This window comes from Pleionea sediminis (assembly GCF_007570825.1).
Taxonomy (GTDB): Bacteria; Pseudomonadota; Gammaproteobacteria; order Enterobacterales; family Kangiellaceae; genus Pleionea; species Pleionea sediminis.
Genome location: NZ_SUNB01000003.1, coordinates 189,005 through 211,240, shown reverse-complemented (window position 1 = coordinate 211,240; position 22,236 = coordinate 189,005). Strand labels below are relative to the sequence as shown.

Below are 22,236 nucleotides of genomic sequence, written 5' to 3'. Positions count from 1 at the left end.
CAAAGTTTTTAGTTCATAATTTTTTTAGTTAATCTGTTTTTTGTTTTCTGAGAGTTTTTGATACTGCTTGCCATATTTCAAGGTTAAAAAGTTATTTTAAAGTTAATAGGTTTCTTCAAAATTCAAACGATATTTCCAAGCCAATACCTTATTTCAAAGTCATCACTTTCCTAATCATCAGGTTATTTCACAATCATCAGGTTTCTAAAAAGCAACTCAATTGGATCATTTTAAATCAACAGATCAAATATTGCTCAATGTGTTTTAATGGCAACCGTTTTTGTGAATATCTGATGGGTAATAAAACCATTCGATTGATGCAATTAATTCAAATTTGATATACTTCTCAGGATATTTACGGATTAATTAACTAAGGAACGTTATGCAAAACCTGTCATTGCGCGTTGTACTTTTCTTTTTTCTTTCGATCGTTTCATTTGCCACTCAGGCTTTTTTAGTTCCAACAAAGCCGATTGTCATTCCAAAACCTCCAGCACCGAGTAGCCTTACTTTTTCTGACCACAAAGATAAAGATGGCAATTACACCATCAGTTGGTCGAGTGCGGATTACGGTAATTTCGAGTTGGAAGAGCGCAATGTTTCCAGCGGGTCGTCTTACGTTCAGATTTATCGGGGATTGAATAAAAGTTTTTCCGTTTCCGGAAAAGCACCGGGTACTTACGATTATCGAGTGCGCGTGTGCGGACTGGGTGGTTGTTCCACTTATCGCAACAGTGATTATTTTATTGAAGTGCAGGGGGCGTTACTGCCACCGACGGTTTCACTTTCCACCTCAAAAAGTACCAACGGCAATTACAGCGTGAGTTGGAATGCAATTTCTGGCGCGTCTCAATATCAATTGCAAGAACGAGTAAACAGTGGCTCGTGGAGTACGGTTCAAACGTCGAGTTCACGTTCAAAATCCTTGTCTGGAAAAACCAACGGAACCTATTCCTATCGAGCACGCGCGTGTCGCTCGTTAAGTCCGGCCGATTGCAGTTCCTTCAGTTCGGTGAAATCGGTGATTGTGTCGCGTCCGGTGAGTGAGGCGGGCAGCACGACAGGGTTTGATTCAAAAAGCTCATCGACCACATTGAGTAATCAACCATTAACCAATACGGCACCGACCGAGTCGGATAATGTCGGCGCATTAAAAGGCGGTGCATCGGCACAAGGTGGTGCGGCAACCTATTCAATTCCGATTGATTTACCGCCAGGACGTAACGGTTTACAACCGAGCGTCTCGTTAGATTACTCCAGTAAAAGTGGTGCGCGCGATGCCGGTTTGGGTTGGTCGTTATCGGCTTGGGCAAGTATTGAGCGTTGCCAGCAAACTTACGTACAAGATGGCAAACGTTTGGGCATTCAATACGCGAGTAACGACAAGCTTTGTTTGGGCGGTGAGCGTTTGGTGGTTGTGAATGGAATGTCTTATGGCGCAGCGGGTGCTGAATATCGTACCGAAAAAGAATCTTTTTCACTCATTCGACAAATTGGTTCGGGCGGCTCGCGTTATTTTATTGAAACCATGGCCAACGGTTCAACGCGCACCTTTGGTAAAAGTAATAACAGTAAAATCTATAAAGGCAACAGCAAACCACTGGGTTGGGCGTTAGAAACGCACCAAGATTTGGCCAGTAATCGGGTGGATTACCGTTATACCGCCAACCTGTCCAATGGCGAATTTTATTTAAAGCATATTTATTACACCGGTTTTAATAGTTCGCTTGGTAATCGTCGCGTAACCATTAATTGGGAAACCGATGCCGAAACGGTTCAAGGGTATTTTGCGGGCAGTCTCTTTTCGCGTACCCAACGAGTTGCGTCGATAGAAACTTATATCGGTAATGAACTGGCACAGCAATATAATTTAACTTATACAACTGCGGCGACGTCGGGCGCATCATTATTAAAGTCGGTCGAAGTGTGTGCAACAAACAATCGCGATGAAACCTGTTTAGAGCCGACCACGTTCGATTGGTATTCGGAAGACACCGCGATAGCTGAATTGGATGTGAGTCTTGATAAAAATACCGCAGGCGGTATTGCGATGAAAAAAATCATCGGTTGGAATAAGCCCGTGTATATGGATGTTAACAGTGATGGTAGCGACGATCGCATTCGGTATGAAACCAGTTACCAGTCGCGAGTGTATATTGATTGGTCGAATGATGGCGTCACTGAAGAGCTTCAATATTCGTTAAAAACCAGTAGCTCCGACAACAACAAAAAAATATTAGGACTCGCCAATATTAATGGCAATGGCGTGCCGACGTTTTTGGTATTAGATACCGATCCTGATCGTGAAAATAACGAAGGACGTCGTGTCGATGTATTACAGCTGGCAAACTTTAATCGTGCGAATAACTCGATTGATGTGTCAAGTACTCCTGTTGAAGTGTTGTGGGGCGCTCGAATATTGCACACCGATGTGAATGCCGATGGTCTCGACGATTTGTTAGTGCCTATTGGCGTTCGTTATCGCACCAATGCACCCGATGAATTCCGCATTGGTATTTTTATGAATCAAGGCGGCTCTTTTATAAGCACGCCAAGTAAAACCTTTTATTTTGAACAAGCATTGTGGAGTCAAGGTTCGTTTCAAGCCGAAGACTTTAATGGCGATGGTTATGCCGAATTGGCCTTTTACCGCTGGAGCACAAGTTCTATCACTCAGCTATTTCAGTTTTCATCCGACTACTCAAACTTGCAGTCGGTTAATATTCCTTTGAGCTGTAATAAATGGACCTCGGCGTTGTTAGATATCAACGGTGATGGTTTAAAAGATTATATTTGTAACCGGCAATTGTATTGGAACACCGGAAAGCTGGGTAGCTTATTTGTCTCGAGTGGCTTATCGCTCACGTCGTCGCAATTTCCGTATTTGGCGTCCACAAAACATGAAGTACCACCGCATCAAAAAGTGGCGGACTTAAATTTAAACGGTAAAGATGAATTGTACGTCGTCAGCAGTCGAACGCCCGTTTACACTTATACCTCAGGAGCGATTGATCCTTGCGACACGGGAAGTATTCCCAGTCCTTTGTGTGGCATTTCTATCGAAGATAACCTTCATGTTTACACCTGGAATCGCATTCGTTACGACGCTTCACAAAATGCACTCGTGGTTGAAAATTCGGGCATTCGTTCTTCGCGTTTATTAACCTTTGAAGATTACGATCTCGACGGCAACTTGGATATTTACGAATATCAAGAACCCTACGACGATGATATGTGGCCGGTATCGGGGCAGTTAACCGTTCATCAACGACAAGTACCGAACGGTTTTGAAAAACTGTACAAGGCCACCAATGCATTTGGCAGTGTTGCGCAATTCGATTACGCCAAACTCAGTGATCCAGGCATGTACATCGTTACTGAAGAACCACAGTATCCAGAGCCTTTGGTGAGAAACTCATCGGTCGTGGTGAAAGCGTTTCATCAAGACTCGGGTACCGGTGCCATGAATACCACCGAGTACCAATATCAAAACGGACGACAAAATTATTTGGGCCGCGGTTATTTAGGCTTTGAAACCATCATTACTAAAGCGCCTTATTTAAACACCAAAGTCATCACCGATTTTGAACAAAGCTTTCCGCTAACGGGTAAAGTCAAATCCGTTCGAACCTATCAGTATTACACCGGCCAACTATTGTCGAGCAAAGACATTGAGTACGGTTGGTTTGGTCCTTCATTACCGCTTGCTAATGAATCCATCACCTCACGCCGTGCAGGCAATGGCTTTATTGATAACTCGACCTATTCGGTATTTGCTAAACGAGAGCTGAATCGTTCATTTAGTTTGGCCCAATGGGGCCAAGAGATTAACCGAACCGAGTTGTTAGTTAACCCAAGTGACTTTGATACCTATGGTAATTTAACCAAGCAAGTCTCTAAGGTGGACAATGGATTTTCGGAGGTTCAAAAAACGATAACGAGTACCTTTGAGCCGGATGTCGATGCCTGGTGGTTAAACAAATTAACGTCCACCGTGACGACGTCAAAAACACTCTCGAATAATTTGAGTGATTACGATGCATCGCTCGATTCAACTAAGACCGTGTCGATGTTTATTGATGAGTATCGTGAGTTATTCAGAAGTCCCAGTAAAGTTCGTACCGTGTCGGGTGAAGGTAAAACCGTAACGACGGATACGACCTACACCACTTACGGTCAAACCAAAACGGTAACGACGACAGCCGGTGGACAAAGCCGAACAAAAACCATCGATTACACCAGCGATGCTTACTTTGCTGAGTCAACCGAAAACGATTATTTTACCGAGTCAACATCGGTCATTGATGCTTACTTAGGTAAACCCACCGTTACAACCGATGTAAACGGCAATCAAGTGAAACAATTTTACGATGCCTTTGGTCGTGTTAAACGTATTGAGTCGGCCGGCACGCCACATCAATACATTCGGTATTACTGGTGTGATGGCTGTGATGTATCCAACAGCAACATTGTTTATAAAGTGGTGAAGACTTCTGCGGGCAGTCCCACGGTCACTGAGTATCGCGATGCGATGAACCGTGTGATTGTGTCGAGCACCGAAAACTTCGATGGGTCACTCATTTATTCATCGGTAGAGTACGATGCGCAAGGCCGCAAACGGTTTGAGTCAATTGCTTCCGACAACGCTTTCGAAACACGCGGTGTGCATTACGAGTCCTTTGATGTGAAAGGGCGATTAACTCACAAAATTATTGATCAGCCTTACAACCGAACCTTCGATGTAAAATACCAATACGGTTCGGGCGATCGTTTTACCACGCGCATTAATGTGAACGATGGTGACCGTGTGGTGTTCCGCACCCATGCGGGCAATGGGCAATTGATTAAAACGGAAGACGCCGAGGAAGGCGAAACCTTTTATGTGTATGACGCCGCCGGTAATCCCATTGTTTTAAAAGATGCGAACGGTGCGTTAATTACTGCCAAATACAATTCGCTCGGGCAAAAGTTATGGACCAACGATCCCAATATGGGATTAAAAACTTTCAACTACACCGGATTCGGTGAGGTGTATTCTGAGACCGATGCCAACGATCAAACATTGCGTTACACCTACGATAAGCTCGGTCGTAAAACTCATGTGTACGTTAACGATGTGCTCGATTCTCAATTTGAGTTTGATACTGCCGTCGCTTCGAATGGCAAAGTGTGTCAAGGGCTTCTCGAGAGCGAATCGGTAAAACGCAGCGGCGAAAATTTTAGTAAAACTTACGGCTACGATGCGCGTTGTCGTGTGGTGACGACCGATACAACCATTGATGGTACGAATTATCGCGTCACGCAACATTACGATGCCAATTACGGTCGTTTAAAAGGAATGAAGTATCCCAATGGTTTAACCGTTGAGTACAATTACAACGAACGCGGCTATCTTGAGACAACCAAAAATCCGGTTTCGGGTTATGAGTACAGCCAGTTGTTAGAGATGGATTCGAGCGGCAATTGGATTGCAGCGAATATTGCCAATGGTCATGCCGGAATCGATCGCACCTTCTTTGCTGAAAATGGACAAATGGCATCGACCACGTTAGTTCGAGGCTCCATCGATTCACAGCAGGTGACGTACGAGTACGATCGCTACAGCAACTTAACCGCGATGGAAATGACCAATCCGTACTTAAGTATGAGTGATGTCTCGCGCGAAATTTACACCTTTGACGATCTGGATCGCATTAAGTCGAGCACCTTGTTTATTAACGGTGTTCAGAATACGCCAGTCACTTACGATTACGATGCCTCGGGTAATTTAAAACGGAAATCCGATTTTAGTGCCAACTCAACCAGCGCCTACACCTACAACGGCGTTAACGTTGAGCGTTCCAACAGCAACAACTGGGCGGGGCCGAATGCCGTACGTTCGATAAAACTCAGTAACGGTACCACACGGCAGTATCGCTACGACAAAGCCGGTAATTTAGAAACCGATGGCCTGCGTACCATTACCTACAATGCGTTCAACAAGCCGACGCAAATTCAAACCTTTAATGGTCGCATTAATCCTAAGTTGGATGCGCAAAATACCGGCAACAATAACAGCCAGTTTTTCTACGACGCCGGGCAAATGCGGTACAAGCAAGTGGCGAATAAAAACGGTGAAATTGTTACGACTATTTACGTCGGTAAGCTGTACGAGAAAATCACTACGCGCAGCGGCAGCACCACCAAAGTTCAGCACAAAACCTACCTTGGTGATACCGCCGTCTTGACGGAAGAGGTCACCTCCAGTGGAACCTCCAATAAGATTGGCTTCTTCCATCGTGACCGCTTGGGCTCGATGATTGCCGTGGTCAATAACTCAGGTCGCGTTGTTGAAGGGCACAGCTTCGATGTGTTTGGCCGGCCGCGTACGGCGAGTCTGCAATCGCAATTGCAACAGACGTTAAATTCGTCCTACACCACTCGAGGTTACACCGATCACGAACATCTCAATGGCAGCCAGCTGATCCATATGAATGGACGAGTGTATGATTACAACACCGGTCGCTTTTTAAACGTTGACCCCTTTATTCAAAGCCCCGATAACTCGCAAAGCTTGAATCCGTACTCATACATCATGAATAACCCCTTGGCGGGAACCGATCCGAGTGGGTATTTAACGGTATGTCAAACCTTTATTGTTTGTTCTCAAGAACAATGGAATGACGAGAACTATAACAAACCTTTGTCTATACCACTGGGTGGTAACGGCAACGACTCGAATTCGAAAAGCCCCAATGGGAAGAATGAATCGAATCGCAAAAAGGAAACTGCAAAGGATTCAAAGGATGACGATGAAGATGAAACATCTGCTGGAAGTTTAGATTTATCGACACTCGGCGGGGGCGTGGTATTAACCTCTAGAGTTTTACCATTGTTAGGTGAAACGGGGGCTGTAGTTGCTGAAGGAGGTGTGGTCGGCATCGCAATTGGTGGTATATATATTTCGTTAAAACCTTTAACCGATGCATGGGTTGAGGTTTCTGGAGGTAGAATACTTGGAGGGGGCTTAGTTCCTCCTATCGGTGATATAGGCGTATCGACTCCAATGTCACAACCGCCTGAAGATCCAGAAGAGGATATATTCAATTTTAGAAATTCTAATGACAAGAAAACAGCAAACCCGCTAAATTCTAAGCAAAAAGCGAAACTTAGAGCACAAGCTAGAAATCTTTGGGAAAAAAATACAGGCTCTAAGGCTTCTTCTCATGGTTTACAGATACATCATAGGGTACCCTTACAGTGGTCTCATAAATTCCCGAAAGCTCATCCAAATAGGTTAGCCAATCTAGTTGGTGTTAACCAGAGATCACATTCCCAAATAACTAATGCTTGGAGAACTTGGGAAAAAGGACTAAATGGAAAGTCTCCAACTAGAGTACAAATAATAAAACAGGCGGTTGAAATAGATAAAAAATATGGTTCTACTTTTAAATATATGAAATGAAGAGTAAAGCATGTCAAATATAATAGTTAAAATGATAAAAAGTTTTGCAAGCGAGAATTCTGTAGGAGTTAATGATGGCTTAACGAATACAGAATTTTTTAAAGCACAAAACGATATAGGTGTAGCGATACCGGATGACTTAAAGCTACTTTTACATTCAGTTAATGGAACATCAATTCCTCCTGGAGGAATCTTTGGAATTAATACTCCTCAGGACTTTTTAGACATTATAGAAGTATATAAGTTATATCCTGAGTGGAAAGAAAAGGGATGGATTCCTATTGCAACAGATGGTTGTGGAAATTATTATGCAGTCGTTACCAATAATGAGTTTAATATATTAAATTGTGTAGTTTTTATAGATACTATGGAAAGTACGTCCAAGCCAAGTTTTATTGTGAGTTCTAATATATGGGCTTTTCTTCAGGGGTTAATTAATGAAGAAAGAAATCAGGAAGGTTGGCCATTTGACAAAGACGGTGTTTTAGCTAGAGATCCAGATGTAGAAAAGTCGCAAAATATCGCATATCCATGGGAAGTCTAGTTTTAGTTAATTCAGGTGGTATCGGGTCAATAATATAGGTTGCTAGATGGAATATTCATTTAATCTCTTCAAAAGATAATTTTAAGAGCTTTGGTTTTATACATTCTTCTCAATTGGTAGAAGAGATTCAAGGAGAATATATTTTATCCTCTATTGAAAGTCCAAGTTTTGGTTGGACACTTTTACTAGAATATGACTTAGATTTTGTCAGAGAACAACTCAATAAAAATAGTCAATCAGCCCCAGTTATTATAAATGATGACTTATTATACTCAATAGCGAGGGTTGGTCTTACTAGGGGAGGGGCGTCTAGCCAACATCGAGCAGTAGAGTGGCTTGTTCAGCTTGACCGTCATCTTTTGGATGATAATGTTATTACCGCATTAAAAGAATTTAGTGAGAATAAAAAAATAGTCAGAGCACTCGACACTTATCATATAAGTTAATTTCTAAAAATGAAAAAGAAAATGAAAAGTAACGTATTTATATATTGCTGAACGCCTACGTATTTCATTTATTATATGGAAAATATATTTTAATTTAATATCAATGAAGAAATTAGTTTAGCTCTTTCCTATCAAAATTTTGGTACTATAGATGTCTAATTACATTTAAAGTCAAGTTAGTAACGGATTTAACAGCAATCTCTTTAATGTAAGTAATTTGTTATTGGTGAAGACTGGTGGGAGAAGAGGCTTCGAAGCGAAGCCTTACGAAGCATTGGAAAAAATATGCAACTAATTCAGATAGACAGTAATGAGTGGAATGAAATTTCGAGTAGTGTTTTACTTTGTGTTATACAATGCTCTGTTCAAGAACTAGAGGAAAAATACGACCTTAATTTTAATGAGTATGTTGAAGATGGTCTTGGAACCTGTTTTTCCTGTTATGTCAAAATTAATGAGTGTTTTTACAGCTTCTTAGATTGTTTTAGTAAAGAGAGCAAAGATATAGGAGTTTCTGTTTATATACGTAGTTTCGAATCTAATCCAGAGTCTTGTTTAAATCTATTATATAGCGCAATGGATATATCTTCGAACGACTTGACCGATGTAAAAGATAATTTATCTAAACCTTCTTGGTTGGTTTATCGAGTTGATGACAATGGAAATGAGATTGATATGCAGTGCTTTTTAGAAGAACATAGCGCATTAGCATATGCGAAAGGCTTTGAGCTAAAAAAACATAATCAAAGTTACTTTGTTAGGAACATCTCATCCAATAAATGATCGTTGATGTAAATAGAAATGAAGTCTAAACGTAAGTTAGTGATAGGAAGCGTATTCAAAATTCATCTTGAAGAAAAAGGGGATGCATTTGGTGTGCTATGTTATGGAAACGAAGTTGCATTTTATGATTTTGTATCAAATTCCGATTCATTACCAGAAGATTTGCTAGGTAAAAAACTTGCCTTTCGAGTTCCTGTGGCTACTGATGAGTTAGAAAATTTATGTTGGCCTATAGTTGGAGTCATTAAAGTACCCGCTGAGCTTGCTGAGCCCGGTAGATATCTCAATAAACCCATTGGATCAACGGAGTCCTATGTTTATCAAAATGGGGAGCTTTTTCAAGCGACGGATAGTGATATTGAATCTTTAGAGATTCTAACCGTTTGGTTTTCAGTCCATGTGGAAGAGAGATTGAAAGAATACTTTGATGGCAAAGTATCAATATATGATACAGCAATAAGAAAACAACTGGATTTACCTTTGAAAAGGATTTAATTATGCATAAATATTTAACGAATCTATTATGGCGTCTAAAGTGAGCAATATTTCGATCAGCATTCTTTTTCTTCTGACTTTCTGTTTGAACGGATGCTCTGATGGGGAGCTTAAGCCCAAAGAATTCAATATTATGGATGATGACAGTGGAATTTTGATTTCATTTCATAATGAAAGTAATAATTCTTCAATTGGAATATCAGAGCCAGATTTAATTTCGGTAAAAACCAGTGATACAAAGTTTGTTATATCTTGGAACAAAGTTGAGTACTTTTATTACCACCAATCGAATGACAATAGTGGTATTTTTTCCATGAAATGGAAATCTAAAGGGGATATTGAAGTTTTGGAGTTTGGGGAGTTAACTTTAGAGTCATGGAGTGTATTAAAGCAAAGATTCGGCAAAAAGCTCAAGTTTGTAGAGAATTAAGGATGTGTTTCTTGTGAATATCTACTCATTTGATCTTGCTGATGAAAAAAGTTGTTTTATTCTTGAGCGTAGTGAAAATTTAGAAATTCTTACTGAAAAAATAGGTCATGGTAAGTATGAAAGGCTACCCGAGAATTTGATGGGATTGTCACCATCTGAAAAATTTGATAAAAGTTTAGAATTATATGATTTTCCCTGGATTTACTCTGATGGTTTGCTGTGTACCAAGAATGCATATAGCTTGATCTCTGAAATAATAAAGAATTGTGGTTTTTGGAATAAAATGACCTATAAAGAAGAAGCTCTTTATTACTTTAGTACAACTATTTGTTTAGATGCATTAGATCAAGTGAAATCGAAAGTTATTGAAGACGATGGCATGATCTTTGGGGTTGATAAGTATGTATTTAAAAATTTAGATTATTCGAAATACCCAATTTTTCGATTAAGTCTAATTCCTACTGATTATCCACTAGTTACGGAAGAGTTTGTTGGTTTTGTGAACAAGCACGATTTGAAAGGGCTTAAGTTTACTCTAAAAGGAACCGTCAAATGATAGCAAGTGAGCCAGAAATGATACAGTTACTATGAAAATTTATTCTTATCAGCCGAAGGATGAAAGATTAGTTGTTCGACCTAAGAATAGCGATGATTTCTATAAAATCTATGATTTGCTAGTAGGTGGAAAATACCAACAGTTAAGCGGAGAAAAAGTTCAGCTTGTAATTGATAGTAGAAGTGAACACGTGTTGTACGCCGGCATAGGAAAGCAGGTTTATTTTATTGAACAATATGAGAAGGGAGTTCTTCCTGTTAAGCATTAATGATCTTTATTTTCTGCAAGTAGGAATATAAATAGTAGGTTGACCATGAAATATCCTGAACTAAACGCAATTAAAAAGCCATTAATAAATCTCTCTGGTACTGGAGGATTGGGAGTCATCATCCAATTGAATTCCGGCTTGGTTTATACCAATCAAACTGGAGGCGTTAATTGCTTATATCCAACTATTGAAGGTTGTTATCTCCCGATAGTTGATGAATATATAGATCAGGAAAAAATGCTCATCGATTATTTTACTGGGCCTAAACACCAAGGGTTTTGTTTTGATGGAATAGACGAGAAAGACGCTATTGAGATTGACCGAATCCTGGCGTTGTCCTTTATCTCGAAAATCTTCAAAGTCGATAGAGCAAATCTGAAGAATAGCCATGAAGCTTGGATATATGTTGAGATAGGATCGCATCCTGAAAGATTCCCTAAGTTACCTGCTGAATGGACACCGGATATGGGGTCTGTAATTTATGGGATAAATGGTAAAAAAGGTATTTTGACTTGGGAAAATAGTGATTAAGTTGATTTTTTCACGAAATAAATATGAGAAGGTTAGACGGGTTGGCTTTCTAAAATGAATTTGAAATTTAATAAGAGTGGTAGTTGAATATATTATGTGTTTTAGAACTATTGTGATTGTAGTTTCTTTGTTTTTGATGTCAAGTTGTGTTGTTAATTACACCCAATTTGATGATAAACCTAAATATAATAAGGAGTCGTTACTATTTAACGATAACAATAAATACTGGGTGGATTATAAAATGGAATATCCTGATTTTTATTCTGAATTAATTGATAGAAAGATTGATGGTTGTGTAAAAGTATCTTATATAATCGATTCAGATGGCAATGTAGTAAATCCGGAAGTAGAGTGGATCTATCCCCAGTCAAAGCGTTTCTCTAAGTCTGCTATTCAGGCTATAAAAAAATGGAAGTTTAAACCGACTTCGTTCAATAAATCTCGAAAAGCGGTTCATTCTGAAACAGTCTTTAGTGTGAGCATGTTTAGTAGTTACAAGAAAGAAGAAGTTGATAAGCTTTTTTCCGGAAATTCAACTGTTAGTCATAAGCCTAAGGAAAGGTGTTATGAGAGAGCGACACCCCCAAAGTAATTAAGGGTTTATGAACCCGAGTTTATTGATGAACAAAAGTATGTTGTTTTGATACAATCAAGTATCAGATTATCAAGGATAAGAATACATGTCAGAAGTCAAAAGCGTTCTTACCAAAGATCAAATAACCACTCTTGAAGAAAAAGTTGTCACGATGCTCAAGGAAGAAAATGATGAAGTTGCTCAGGTAGCGATTGACGAGCTAATGAATATGCAAGAGAGTCAAGAAAAAGCTGCACAAAGTTTAATTAATATCGTCAACCAATTCTTGCTTCCATTTGATCAGTCTTTAGATATTTTAAGTAAAATTTTTAATTCATACTGTAATGATATTAGGATGATATGTTTAGTCGCTGAAGCATTAGAAGCAGCTCGCGATATAGATGATTTAAATTCTAGCCCGTCAGAGAGCCCGTTATTCAAACAGCTAGTTCAAAAGCTATCTTTCGAATTGAAAGAATGTGGTGAAGAGTGGAGGAAGTATATCCTGAGCGCGCTTGCAACAACGACTCGCTTGATAGGACGTCAGTATGACGAAATGGCTTATGATACTTGTAAACAACTGATAGCTATAGACCCTGAGTATCCTCCGTATCACTATCGCTTTGGATTATTTTGTAAAACTCGCGGTTACTTTTCTGAAGGTATGGTAGCAAATCAAAAAGGACTTAGTTTACTCGAGGAACCAGCCGAAAGTTATTTGTGGAACTTAGGAATCTGCGCAACAGGAGCTAGAAATGGCGAGGTAGCACTTGATATATGGAAGAAAATTGGTTGCAAGATTGAATTAGGTCGATTTGATCTACCAGAAGGTGGATTTCCTGACTGCAAGGTTAAATTGGCAGAACGGCCTTTGGCAGAGCGAAATTCAACTTCTGATGATCCTGGTTTAGAAGAAACTATATGGATTGAGCGTTTAAGCCCATGCCATGGGATTATAAGAAGTGTTCTATATCAAGATTTGGGAGTTAATTATGGCGATGTGATTTTAACTGATGGCGCTCCCATTACTTACCATAAATATGGTGATGAGAAAATTGCCGTGTTTCCTCACTTATCGACTTTGATTAAGTTTAATTATCAACTGTATGATTTTGTTGCTGTGCAAGACGAAAAAAATAAGATTGCTAATATAAGCACATCACTTGAAAGAGACTCAATTGTCTATGTGCACACAGAAAATTATCGTGTGTTATGTGATGAGTGTTGGAACGATGAGAATTCAGATCACACTCATCATTCAGACGAAACTAAAAACATAGTTGCAGGAAAAGTTGCTGCTCATCCAGACATTAGTCCAAGTGTATTGCTTTCGCAGATTGATAATGCTCTAAGCGGGCTCACAGAATGTAAATTTTATTCACCGCATCTTGCAGAGCTTGCAGGGCAAAAAGAAAGAGCTGAAAGAGAGACTCTGGTTTTCAATCAATTAAACGAATTAAATCAAAATTGAATGAAGACCATCATTTGTAATCCAGATAGCGGGCGAAACAAACTATAATTGAGTATGTGCAGAGTAATAGATGTATTTAGAAGTTTTTGTTAACTTTTTTCGTCTTCATCTTCGTCCGCGTTCTTATTAGGGTTTTCAGACTTTTTCTTTGGCCAGTCATCTTCATCGTCAAAACCGACTTTGGATTTATCGTAAGTATTGGGAAATTTATGCTTGGCCGACTTGAGTAGTGTGATCATGCCGCCGATGATAAAGGCGAAGACCAAAATGATGATAATTATTGCTGTCGTCATGTTGTTTGCCTAAGATTATCTGCCTCAGATTATAAGCCTGAGTGTTGGCTTGAAAGAGGCAGTGGTTTAAATAATTCAAGCCAGTGGAATTAGTCGAATGTTTTAGTCAACGCTTTTTGGAGCTCTTGTTCGATGGTACCTTTCATTGCTCTTAATAGGAAGTTGAGTTTCACTTCAACGGTTACTTTCTGATCCGACAATGTTAACAGGCCACTGGCACCACTTCGTTCGAAACTCAGTCGGTTATCGTCAAGCCATTGAGTGGTTAAACCAAGATCATTTTTGAGATCTTGCGTCATCTCATCCACTTTCGTGCGGACTTGTTGTTGTGTCATTTGGTGTGTTTTTGATATTTGAATATCTGCCATTGCCGTTCTTAGTTCCATTTTCATTAAAGATTTCAAGGCCAATATAATGATATTGTGTTGGGAAGTCTAGATTTACGGAGAGACCTAGGTTCACGAATAGATCTAGGTTTACGAATAGATATTGTTCAAGATAGGGAGTGACATGCAAAACGCCGTAGAGGGACTTAATGTTTAACGTGTCAGTCTTATCTCTCTTATGAGCAATAAACTAGGCCGAATTTCGCTGTGCTACACTCTATAAAACATGATTAAGTCACATATCTTATTTGCGATTTATTGTAATCACCAAAAATAAGAAGACCATCATTTTCGTCCAAAAATAAAACAGATAGGAGTAAACATGGCGCAGTTTAAAGAATATAAAGTCATTTACGTTGTCGAAGGTGGGTGTGGGACCATATTGCTCGGTTCTTCTGGGTTACCATTACAAAAGCTGGAAGCGACGTTGAACGAAGAAGCCGCCAAAGGCTGGCAGGTGGTTTTTCAAGTGCTTGAGAACAAACGCTTCTGGTTGTTCTGGTCGCGTGAAGCGGTCATTGTCACTCTGGGACGTTAATGTTGTCCATTAGTTAGAAGTTTCTGAACATGTTAAAGTCGCTAATAATCCGGATGATCAACCGCTATCAAGCCCGCGGTGGAGAGAGACGATTCAACGTTGCTTGTAACTTTACACCGTCCTGTTCTGAATACATGAAGCAGGCGATTGAACATCATGGTGTGTTGACGGGAGTGAAGTTAGGTTGGCGACGTCTTTGTCGTTGTAATGATCGTCACTGCATTGAAAGAAAGCAGGATCCCGTGCCAAAAGTACTCGACTATGAATAAAACCTTGTTAGATAAACTTGAAAATGACCAAGATGAACTGCGGAAGCTTATTTCACAACTTTCAGATGATGATCGCGCTCGCATCTATTCTGAGTTGAAAAACGAACTTAAAGATCCCGATACTTACGCCGCGCTTAATTTTGGTCTATTTGCGGGTCTACATCACTTTTATCTTGGTAGAGTAGGGCGAGCCATTTCAGAACTGCTCATATTTGTTTTAGGTATCTGGATAGTCGTAGCTGGTAATCTTTTGGGGTGGATACTTGTGGCAGCAGTAACCTTGGTTGAAATCTATGAGCTTTTCCGAGCTCAAGTGGTGGTGTTTCAGTATAATAATGATCTTATAAAAGAAAAGTTAAAGCAGTTCTTATAGTTTGATATTTAACCCATTTATACTGAATTAAAAAACTGGATGTTTTGTAGTTGGGGATATAAAGGTTAGAGATTTAGATGGTTTTCTAATAGGTAGTACTCGGTTGAGATTAGTTGTGATGAATGAGCAAGATGGACATCACCTAAACCAACATTCAGCGTCGTTTGGATTTTCTATTCTAGTTGTAACGATTGGTTTTGTGACGTTTCGAATAATTTGGTATTTGGAATATCCATTATGGGCCGCCATTTTTAGTGGCTTCTTATCGATGATTGTTTTGCGTGTTATTCGCGGCAATATCGTAATGTATCAGATTAAAAGAGTTGAAAATGATCTGCAGAGAAAACGTGTCAAAATACCAGAAGAATTAGAGCGGGAGAAAGAAGCTAGAAGAAAAGAAGATTTGCAAAATATGCTTTACGAAGAGCCAAATCAAAACGTTGCCCAAGCCATATTTTTTATCGGGGTCGTAGTTTTTATGATCTGGTTATTTATACGAAACTAAAGAACTTGTTTTGACAATATTGAAATTTAAATACGTATTATTAAGCGAACTCAAGAGAAATACTCTAAAATGAAAGCGAATAGTTTAAATTAGAAACCGATAGTTAGTATACGTATTTTTCTAGACTCTTTTATAGGTGGCTTGTAGTGGCTCGTATTATTACTTTGATCTTATTGTTACCAATTTCGGTATTTGGCGATAGCAAAGATAAACCTTTTAATGAAGCAAGGGCTATTGTAACCGAATACTTTGAAGAGGTTAAACCACCAGGTTTATCATTGTCAATTGGTTACCAAGATAGAATCGTTTGGTCGATAGGGTTAGGTTTAGCTGATTTAGAGCAGAAAGTTTCAGTTAATCCCAGTAAAAGTAAATTTCGAATCGGAAGTGTCGCTAAGCCTTTCACCGGATTTGTGCTTAATGAACTCTATAAAGATAGTAAGATAGATCTATATAAAGATATAAGAAAGTATGTGCCAAGTTTTCCAAAGAAGGAAAATAGCTTTACAGTTCTTCAAGTCGCAACTCATTTGGCTGGAATACGCCATTATAGAGATAACGAACCTTATTCAGACGTTCATTATCCGGACTTAAATAGTTCGCTCTCTATATTTAAGAACGATGCTTTAATTCATAAGCCTGGTACAGCTTATCGATATTCTTCGTATGGCTATGTTCTTCTTGGTGCTGCTTTAGAAGCTGCTTCAGGTCAAGACTTTGACGAGTTAATGAATGAAGAACTATTTCGTCCCCTGGGTATGAAGAATACGGTTGCTGATTCTCTTGCTAATATTATACCCAATAGGGTTCGTTATTACCGAAATGAAAACTCTGTATTTTTCAATGAAAAGGAGGTTGATAATTACTACAAGCTTCCTGCAGGTGGATATTTGAGTACTACAAATGATATGGTTTTGTTTGGATTATCATTACTAACTGAAAAATATTTTAATAAGGAATCAAAAGATTTATTTTGGCGTAGTTATAAAACAGATTCTGGACAGGATAATCAATATGGTATTGGATTTCGTGTAGTTGAGGATAAAGATTATGGTGATTGGATAGGTCATGGTGGAGGTAGTATTGGAGGGACATCACAATTCTGGATTATTCCAAAGTATGACTTGGTAATCGCTTCTGCAAGTAACCAAACAGAACTTGATTATCAAACACTTATTCTCGATATTCGAAACCACTTTATCGAGTTAATAGAGTCGGGAAAGCTTAAGTAACACACTCTATTTTAGTTCTCATACACGCGAATGTGCTTTCATGATCTATTCATTGCTTGCGGACAGTATCTTAATCCTTCACACCAGCTTTGTTGTGTTTGTCGTTGTTGGGTTAATGCTTATTTTAATCGGTGGTTGGCGAGATTGGTTATGGGTTAGACAATTTTGGTTTCGAATTACGCACTTGGGCGCTATTGCTTTTGTGGTGGTTCAGTCCTGGTTGGGAGCTAACTGCCCGTTAACTATCTGGGAAATGCAGCTACGACACAAAGCCGGTGAGGTGACCTACAACGATTCATTTATTGCTCACTGGCTGCATAAGCTGTTGTACTACCAAGCACCTGACTGGGTATTTGTTGTAATCTACACTTTATTTGGTCTATTGGTAGTTCTGAGTTGGTATTGGGTGAGACCTGTTCGAGGAAAGTCAGGGTCATTTGACTCACAAGCTAAGCAAGAAACTTCGGAAAGTCTGATGAAAAATTGAAAACATCCCTCCATTTTTGATTTATCTCGTTAATATTAAATTCAACACAAAGACAGTTTAAAACGAAAGGGTTCTTAACTTTGATTCTCTATGAACTATAGTATTTATACCTGAAAATCAATTTATATAAGAGCTGATAATTAGATAACGATGAAAATTGCGGTAATTGGTGGTGGTATTAACGGATTGTGTTGCGCCTGGCAGTTAGCACTCGAAGGGCATGAGTTAACGCTTTTCGAAAGTGACACGCTAATGGGCAAAACCAGTATTGCTTCCACTAAGTTATTACACGGTGGTTTACGTTATCTCGAGCACTTTGAGTTTCGCTTAGTGCGCGAGGCTTTACACGAACGCCAATGGTGGCTAGAGCAAGTTCCGGGTTTTACTCGCCGACTTCCCATTCTTTATCCGCTTTACGAACATACCCGTCCGCGTTGGAAAGTTAAACTGGGCATGATGTTGTATGACTGGCTTGCCGGACAAAAAGGATTGGGTAAGCACCGATGGCTTACACCAAAGCAAGTAAAACGTTGTTCGCCCATGTTAATACAAGAGGGGCTAAAGGGCGCTTATTTATTTTCTGATGGTCAAATGGATGATCACGCCTTGGGCTTATGGGTAGCAGAGCAGTGCCAATCGCTGGGTGTTTCGATACGAGAACATACACCAGTACAAAAGATTTCTGCAATGGGCGACATAACCACACAACAAAAAGTTGAAGCTTTCGATCGTATTATCAATGTAGCCGGGCCTTGGAGTGTGCAATTGTTGGAGCAATCCGATGTTGAGTTTGAACAACGACTCGACCTGGTACGCGGAAGCCATCTCTTACTACCTCACGTCAGTAAGTTTGGTCATTTATTGGAAGTTCCGGGAGAAGAGCGAGTGGTGTTTGTATTGCCTTTTAAAGGTGAAACTTTGTTAGGTACCACAGAGGTACGGCAAAAGATTGATGAGCCGATCGCCTGTTCGACGGATGAATCCACTTATCTCCTGAAGCTGTATAACCATTATTTTGAACCGGATCGCGAATTGAAAGACGTGACTCGATCTTTTGCCGGGTTGCGACCATTACTCACTGGCAGTCAATTAGCAAGTCGCGCCAGTCGTGAATATCGAATTATTCGCAAAGGGAACATCATTTCGGTATTTGGTGGCAAGTGGACCACTGCTCGAGCACTGGCAAAAATGGTGATTAAAAAGCTTTGAATTTTCATGAAAGAATGTATTTGAGATTTAGATTGTCATATACGTGTTTTTACCTTTCTAACTTTCAATTTTAATAACTATGCTTTTGGTAACTCTTGCTGTCGCAATCAATTTGCCATTTGCCGTTACTTCGACATCAATGAAGCATAAGCTTCTTCCTAATTTCCGAATGGTTGACTTGTAAATAACGCGTTCGTTTTCAACCACCGGCCTAAGAAGGGATACATGAATATCATGGGTGACCGCTTCCTGATTATTTTCAAGAGAACTTACCAAGGAAGCGTATGCACACACATCACATAAGGAATAAATTGCTCCGCCATGATAGACACCAGAAAAATTGATGGTGTTTTCACTGACATTGGCATGCAGTTCTACCGAATTATTCTCGTTAACGATATCGACAACACCCAGATATTGATGATAGGGATGATATTTCAATTGTTCGAGTTTTGCATTCATATAAGACTCAAGTATTTAGTGTGTTCTTTTTGATGGCTTTAATGAATCTTGTTTGATCTTGTAATTTAAGCTTGGTTCTTTACGCCAAAACAGTGTTGGCTTGTAGGGAAATTACCTGTCCTAACATCATGCTCAAATTCTGAAAACACATCTTTTATTGTTTCACTAAGGTCGACATATTGCTTGGCAAATTTGGGCGTAAAGTCTGAAAATAGGCCTAGCATATCTTCTGTTACTAATACCTGACCATCGCATTCAGGAGAGGCTCCAATTCCAATCGTAGGGATTTGAACCGATTGAGTCACTTGTCGTGCGGCTGCTTCAAAAACGCCTTCAACTAAAAGCGAGAACGCTCCAGCTTTTTCAAACGCTTTTGCTTCTTGAATTAGTTGCTGAGTCGCTGCGTCGTCACGCGCTTGTACTTTGAAACCACCGATGGTGTTGGCGTATTGTGGCCGTAATCCTATATGAGGCATGACTGGAATACCTCGTTGAACAAGAAACTCTACAGTATCAACTAATTCTAATCCGCCTTCCATTTTGATGGCTTGCGCACCTGTTTCAATTAAGACTTTCGAGGCATTTCGAAACGCAAATTCTTTAGATTCTTGATAAGTTCCAAATGGCATATCAATGACAACGCACGCTTTTTTCGCTCCTTTAACGACAGCCGCGCCATGCGCAATCATCATGTTTAGTGTGACTGGCAACGTTGAGTCAAAACCATAAGCAATGATGCCCGTTGAGTCTCCGACAATAATGAGATCAACAAAAGGGTCCATCAATTGTGCCATTGGCTTGGTATAGGCGGTTAATGAAACAATGCTTCCTTTACCTTTCATAGTTTGAATTGTTTTCGTTGTCATTTTTATACTTGAAGTATGTGTGCTCATCAGATAGTCCAGTTCAATAAGAGTGTCTTCACAATTTCCAATGCTATGATTATCCTGTTTTTGTTAGAGCATGTAGTCATAGCCACTACTGCATGATCTTCTTTAGTGGGTTTAAGTTACTATTCATCTGGGTTGTCCATGACATAATTCGCGACTATTTCCCAACGTTCTTTAAGGTGAGGTTTTGAAAAGCCTAAGTGACCGATAGGTTTATCCGACTGCACAACATAATCATCAAAGTCACAATTGGAATATATGCGCTTTAAGTGAAGGTTTGATTGTTTGTTAGCGATAGGATCGTCTGCAACCACAATGTTGAGTATATCTCTATCTAGGTTTTTGTAATGATCGTACTGAAAACTTTTTCTATGATCGTCCAGATAGTTTTGTGAGCGACACCATTTAGCCCATTCCGAAGCGGCTTTCGAAGGAAGGTTTTCTCCCATGCCAACGAGTTTGGCATTGGTATATCCAAAAATAAAATTGGAAACCGGAATGTATATATTCATAACAAATGCTGATTGCAGCAGGGTGGGTATATGTTGATTTTTCCACCAGACACCGGATGATGTGCAAAGAAATATGACTTTTTGAAACATGTCGGGATTTTTGAGTCGGCCATAAATTTGACCGCCAATACTGTGACCAAGAAAGTGGATATTTTTTCCTTGAGCTATAAAGTGGTTACCAATATTTTCAATATCGGTACACCAATCTTGCAAACTGGCCGTTTTAAATTGACCGTTTTCACCCACACCTCGAGGATCATAATACACCACGTTAATACCTTTGGAAGATAGAAACTTTGCCATCTCTTTATAAATTTTTGACGGTGCAGCCATTGCGCTATGAATAATTAGCACCTCGTTTGAGTTGTTGTTACCGACAAAGTTAATGGTTAAATCATTAATCTTCAAAATTGGTTCCTGTTGTAAATTGATGAACAAAATTAAGTAATATGTGTTTTGATTCTTTTACTTTAAATCCCAGATCTTTGAATTCGTTTGATGCGTAAGCATCGAAGAGTCGTTCTATCTGCATTTGAAAGACAACGGCTTCTTCCTTCGATTTTTCAATATTTCTCAAATTACAGAGTTTAATAATGGCATCAATGATTTTCTGTTGTTGTTCTAAACGAAATTCACGAACCGCTTCAGACTGATTTCTTAATATATTGATGGCACTGCGAAATAGGATTTGAGATTTATAATAAGGAAGAATTGCCTCGACAAACTTCAAAGTGAAGTTTTTATCGGACGGTGATTCTAACACCAGGTTAAAGATATCCTGTCTTTGAGATTCGTGCCAAAGTTTGTATATTTCTAAAAATAACTCAGATTTATCTTCAAAATAATTATAAAAGGAGCCTACTGAGACTCCTGCATGCGTAGCAATAACGTTACTGTTAACGTTAAAGTAACCTTCGGTATTAAATAGATGAATCCCTGCATCAATAATTTTTTGCTTAGTGCTCATTGTTTAATCATGCGTTGTTAAAGTTGAGTGATAAATGTATCAATAAAAATGATGAATATATCATACTCTTGTTAAGTATTAAGTGTAAAGACGATTTTTATAGTAGGGGGGTAAATAAGAGGACCTGTGTGCAGGGATAATGGTTAATATTGTTGGACACTTGGAGTGTGCAATTGTTAGAGCAGTCCGATGTTGAGTTTGAACAACGACTCGACCTGGTACACGGAAGCCATCTCTTACTACCTCACGTCAGTAAGTTTGGTCATTTATTGGAGGTTCCGGGAGAAGAGCGAGTGGTGTTTGTATTGCCTTTTAAAGGTGAAACTTTGTTAGGTACCACAGAGGTACGGCAAAAGATTGATGAGCCGATCGCCTGTTCGACGGATGAATCCACTGATCTCCTGAAGCTGTATAACCATTATTTTGAACCGGATCGCGAATTGAAAGACGTGACTCGATCTTTTGCCGGGTTGCGACCATTACTCTCTGGCAGTCAATTAGCAAGTCGCGCCAGTAGTGAGTATCGAATTATTCGCTAAGGGAATATCATTTCAGTATTTGGTGGCAAGTG

The 22,236-nt window shown here is 39.5% G+C and carries 25 protein-coding genes; 19 read left to right on the top strand and 6 right to left on the bottom strand.

Translation table 11 applies throughout. The annotated features are described in order from the left end of the window. Window positions 1-382: 382 nt before the first annotated feature. The 11 genes from FAX86_RS14830 (at window position 383) to FAX86_RS14780 (ending at window position 13,542) form a co-directional block, all read left to right on the top strand. On the top strand, window positions 383-7,444 hold the full coding sequence (locus tag FAX86_RS14830) for an RHS repeat-associated core domain-containing protein (protein ID WP_144394246.1): 7,062 nt from the start codon (window positions 383-385) through the stop codon (window positions 7,442-7,444). Window positions 7,445-7,454: 10 nt separating this feature from the next. Further along, a complete protein-coding gene (locus FAX86_RS14825; protein WP_144394245.1) occupies window positions 7,455-7,988 on the top strand; it encodes an SMI1/KNR4 family protein in 534 nt (177 codons plus the stop codon). Between the two features lie 113 nt (window positions 7,989-8,101). Beyond that, window positions 8,102-8,434: a hypothetical protein gene (locus FAX86_RS14820; RefSeq protein ID WP_144394244.1), complete on the top strand. Its 333-nt coding sequence runs from the start codon at window positions 8,102-8,104 to the stop codon at window positions 8,432-8,434. A 285-nt stretch (window positions 8,435-8,719) separates the two neighbouring features. Beyond that, window positions 8,720-9,217: a hypothetical protein gene (locus FAX86_RS14815; RefSeq protein ID WP_144394243.1), complete on the top strand. Its 498-nt coding sequence runs from the start codon at window positions 8,720-8,722 to the stop codon at window positions 9,215-9,217. 18 nt (window positions 9,218-9,235) lie between these two features. Then, on the top strand, window positions 9,236-9,712 hold the full coding sequence (locus tag FAX86_RS14810) for a hypothetical protein (protein ID WP_144394242.1): 477 nt from the start codon (window positions 9,236-9,238) through the stop codon (window positions 9,710-9,712). A gap of 28 nt (window positions 9,713-9,740) precedes the next feature. Then, window positions 9,741-10,142, top strand: a complete 402-nt coding sequence (locus FAX86_RS14805; RefSeq protein WP_144394241.1) for a hypothetical protein — start codon at window positions 9,741-9,743, stop codon at window positions 10,140-10,142. Between the two features lie 13 nt (window positions 10,143-10,155). Continuing rightward, the gene (locus FAX86_RS14800; RefSeq protein WP_144394240.1) at window positions 10,156-10,698 is read left to right on the top strand and encodes a hypothetical protein; all 543 of its coding nucleotides are present in this window, start codon (window positions 10,156-10,158) and stop codon (window positions 10,696-10,698) included. 31 nt (window positions 10,699-10,729) lie between these two features. After that, window positions 10,730-10,966 carry a hypothetical protein gene (locus tag FAX86_RS14795; protein ID WP_144394239.1) on the top strand — a complete coding sequence of 79 codons (237 nt, stop codon included), beginning with the start codon at window positions 10,730-10,732 and terminating at the stop codon, window positions 10,964-10,966. A 45-nt stretch (window positions 10,967-11,011) separates the two neighbouring features. Beyond that, complete coding sequence (locus FAX86_RS14790; RefSeq protein WP_144394238.1) at window positions 11,012-11,497, top strand: DUF6210 family protein; 486 nt, start codon at window positions 11,012-11,014, stop codon at window positions 11,495-11,497. Window positions 11,498-11,738: 241 nt separating this feature from the next. Continuing rightward, complete coding sequence (locus tag FAX86_RS14785; protein WP_164503601.1) at window positions 11,739-12,089, top strand: energy transducer TonB; 351 nt, start codon at window positions 11,739-11,741, stop codon at window positions 12,087-12,089. A gap of 88 nt (window positions 12,090-12,177) precedes the next feature. Beyond that, window positions 12,178-13,542: a prenyltransferase gene (locus FAX86_RS14780; RefSeq protein ID WP_144394236.1), complete on the top strand. Its 1,365-nt coding sequence runs from the start codon at window positions 12,178-12,180 to the stop codon at window positions 13,540-13,542. Window positions 13,543-13,631: 89 nt separating this feature from the next. On the opposite strand, the gene FAX86_RS14775 is transcribed toward FAX86_RS14780, so the two are convergent. After that, window positions 13,632-13,835 carry a DUF2897 family protein gene (locus tag FAX86_RS14775; RefSeq protein ID WP_144394235.1) on the bottom strand — a complete coding sequence of 68 codons (204 nt, stop codon included), beginning with the start codon at window positions 13,833-13,835 and terminating at the stop codon, window positions 13,632-13,634. Window positions 13,836-13,924: 89 nt separating this feature from the next. Further along, window positions 13,925-14,227 (bottom strand): polyhydroxyalkanoic acid system family protein, encoded by a 303-nt coding sequence (locus FAX86_RS14770; RefSeq protein ID WP_144394234.1) that lies wholly within the window; start codon window positions 14,225-14,227, stop codon window positions 13,925-13,927. 316 nt (window positions 14,228-14,543) lie between these two features. Here FAX86_RS14770 and FAX86_RS14765 point away from each other — a divergent pair, with 316 nt between their 5' ends. The 7 genes from FAX86_RS14765 to FAX86_RS14735 all read left to right on the top strand — a co-directional run bounded on the left by FAX86_RS14765 (window position 14,544) and on the right by FAX86_RS14735 (window position 18,834). After that, on the top strand, window positions 14,544-14,759 hold the full coding sequence (locus tag FAX86_RS14765) for a DUF4177 domain-containing protein (protein ID WP_144394233.1): 216 nt from the start codon (window positions 14,544-14,546) through the stop codon (window positions 14,757-14,759). A gap of 29 nt (window positions 14,760-14,788) precedes the next feature. After that, entirely contained in the window at window positions 14,789-15,028 is a 240-nt protein-coding gene (gene yidD / locus FAX86_RS14760; RefSeq protein ID WP_144394232.1) for a membrane protein insertion efficiency factor YidD, read from the top strand. Continuing rightward, window positions 15,021-15,401 carry a TM2 domain-containing protein gene (locus FAX86_RS14755; protein WP_144394231.1) on the top strand — a complete coding sequence of 127 codons (381 nt, stop codon included), beginning with the start codon at window positions 15,021-15,023 and terminating at the stop codon, window positions 15,399-15,401. Before yidD ends, FAX86_RS14755 begins: the two co-directional genes overlap by 8 nt. 115 nt (window positions 15,402-15,516) lie before the next feature. Then, entirely contained in the window at window positions 15,517-15,906 is a 390-nt protein-coding gene (locus FAX86_RS14750; protein WP_144394230.1) for a hypothetical protein, read from the top strand. Window positions 15,907-16,052: 146 nt separating this feature from the next. After that, on the top strand, window positions 16,053-17,138 hold the full coding sequence (locus FAX86_RS14745; protein ID WP_144394229.1) for a serine hydrolase domain-containing protein: 1,086 nt from the start codon (window positions 16,053-16,055) through the stop codon (window positions 17,136-17,138). A 40-nt stretch (window positions 17,139-17,178) separates the two neighbouring features. Continuing rightward, window positions 17,179-17,625, top strand: a complete 447-nt coding sequence (locus FAX86_RS14740; RefSeq protein ID WP_144394228.1) for a DUF2784 domain-containing protein — start codon at window positions 17,179-17,181, stop codon at window positions 17,623-17,625. 150 nt (window positions 17,626-17,775) lie between these two features. Then, window positions 17,776-18,834, top strand: coding sequence for a glycerol-3-phosphate dehydrogenase/oxidase (locus FAX86_RS14735; RefSeq protein WP_144394227.1), 1,059 nt, complete (start codon window positions 17,776-17,778; stop codon window positions 18,832-18,834). 57 nt (window positions 18,835-18,891) lie between these two features. On the opposite strand, the gene FAX86_RS14730 is transcribed toward FAX86_RS14735, so the two are convergent. The 4 genes from FAX86_RS14730 to FAX86_RS14715 all read right to left on the bottom strand — a co-directional run bounded on the left by FAX86_RS14730 (window position 18,892) and on the right by FAX86_RS14715 (window position 21,665). Beyond that, window positions 18,892-19,296 (bottom strand): PaaI family thioesterase, encoded by a 405-nt coding sequence (locus tag FAX86_RS14730; protein WP_144394226.1) that lies wholly within the window; start codon window positions 19,294-19,296, stop codon window positions 18,892-18,894. Window positions 19,297-19,361: 65 nt separating this feature from the next. Further along, window positions 19,362-20,162, bottom strand: coding sequence for a 3-methyl-2-oxobutanoate hydroxymethyltransferase (panB, locus tag FAX86_RS14725; RefSeq protein ID WP_246128617.1), 801 nt, complete (start codon window positions 20,160-20,162; stop codon window positions 19,362-19,364). 146 nt (window positions 20,163-20,308) lie between these two features. Continuing rightward, complete coding sequence (locus FAX86_RS14720; protein ID WP_144394224.1) at window positions 20,309-21,106, bottom strand: alpha/beta fold hydrolase; 798 nt, start codon at window positions 21,104-21,106, stop codon at window positions 20,309-20,311. Further along, complete coding sequence (locus FAX86_RS14715) at window positions 21,096-21,665, bottom strand: TetR/AcrR family transcriptional regulator (protein WP_144394223.1); 570 nt, start codon at window positions 21,663-21,665, stop codon at window positions 21,096-21,098. The genes FAX86_RS14720 and FAX86_RS14715 overlap by 11 nt, the downstream gene beginning before the upstream one ends. Before the next feature lie 167 nt (window positions 21,666-21,832). On the opposite strand from FAX86_RS14715, the gene FAX86_RS14710 reads away from it, so the two are divergent. Beyond that, window positions 21,833-22,204: an FAD-dependent oxidoreductase gene (locus FAX86_RS14710; RefSeq protein ID WP_205859217.1), complete on the top strand. Its 372-nt coding sequence runs from the start codon at window positions 21,833-21,835 to the stop codon at window positions 22,202-22,204. Window positions 22,205-22,236 lie beyond the last annotated feature (32 nt).

Excerpts from the sequence above, each read along its gene's own strand:
- FAX86_RS14740 (WP_144394228.1), top strand. The coding sequence starts at position 17,179 with ATGATCTATTCATTGCTTGCGGACAGTATCTTAATCCTTCACACCAGC.
- FAX86_RS14765 (WP_144394233.1), top strand. The coding sequence starts at position 14,544 with ATGGCGCAGTTTAAAGAATATAAAGTCATTTACGTTGTCGAAGGTGGG.
- yidD (WP_144394232.1), top strand. The coding sequence starts at position 14,789 with ATGTTAAAGTCGCTAATAATCCGGATGATCAACCGCTATCAAGCCCGC.
- FAX86_RS14790 (WP_144394238.1), top strand. The coding sequence starts at position 11,012 with ATGAAATATCCTGAACTAAACGCAATTAAAAAGCCATTAATAAATCTC.
- FAX86_RS14775 (WP_144394235.1), bottom strand. The coding sequence starts at position 13,835 with ATGACGACAGCAATAATTATCATCATTTTGGTCTTCGCCTTTATCATC.
- FAX86_RS14805 (WP_144394241.1), top strand. The coding sequence starts at position 9,741 with ATGGCGTCTAAAGTGAGCAATATTTCGATCAGCATTCTTTTTCTTCTG.
- FAX86_RS14755 (WP_144394231.1), top strand. The coding sequence starts at position 15,021 with ATGAATAAAACCTTGTTAGATAAACTTGAAAATGACCAAGATGAACTG.
- FAX86_RS14795 (WP_144394239.1), top strand. The coding sequence starts at position 10,730 with ATGAAAATTTATTCTTATCAGCCGAAGGATGAAAGATTAGTTGTTCGA.
- FAX86_RS14810 (WP_144394242.1), top strand. The coding sequence starts at position 9,236 with ATGAAGTCTAAACGTAAGTTAGTGATAGGAAGCGTATTCAAAATTCAT.
- panB (WP_246128617.1), bottom strand. The coding sequence starts at position 20,162 with ATGACAACGAAAACAATTCAAACTATGAAAGGTAAAGGAAGCATTGTT.
- FAX86_RS14780 (WP_144394236.1), top strand. The coding sequence starts at position 12,178 with ATGTCAGAAGTCAAAAGCGTTCTTACCAAAGATCAAATAACCACTCTT.
- FAX86_RS14825 (WP_144394245.1), top strand. The coding sequence starts at position 7,455 with ATGTCAAATATAATAGTTAAAATGATAAAAAGTTTTGCAAGCGAGAAT.
- FAX86_RS14785 (WP_164503601.1), top strand. The coding sequence starts at position 11,739 with ATGGAATATCCTGATTTTTATTCTGAATTAATTGATAGAAAGATTGAT.
- FAX86_RS14730 (WP_144394226.1), bottom strand. The coding sequence starts at position 19,296 with ATGAATGCAAAACTCGAACAATTGAAATATCATCCCTATCATCAATAT.
- FAX86_RS14830 (WP_144394246.1), top strand. The coding sequence starts at position 383 with ATGCAAAACCTGTCATTGCGCGTTGTACTTTTCTTTTTTCTTTCGATC.
- FAX86_RS14770 (WP_144394234.1), bottom strand. The coding sequence starts at position 14,227 with ATGAAAATGGAACTAAGAACGGCAATGGCAGATATTCAAATATCAAAA.
- FAX86_RS14715 (WP_144394223.1), bottom strand. The coding sequence starts at position 21,665 with ATGAGCACTAAGCAAAAAATTATTGATGCAGGGATTCATCTATTTAAT.
- FAX86_RS14815 (WP_144394243.1), top strand. The coding sequence starts at position 8,720 with ATGCAACTAATTCAGATAGACAGTAATGAGTGGAATGAAATTTCGAGT.
- FAX86_RS14735 (WP_144394227.1), top strand. The coding sequence starts at position 17,776 with ATGAAAATTGCGGTAATTGGTGGTGGTATTAACGGATTGTGTTGCGCC.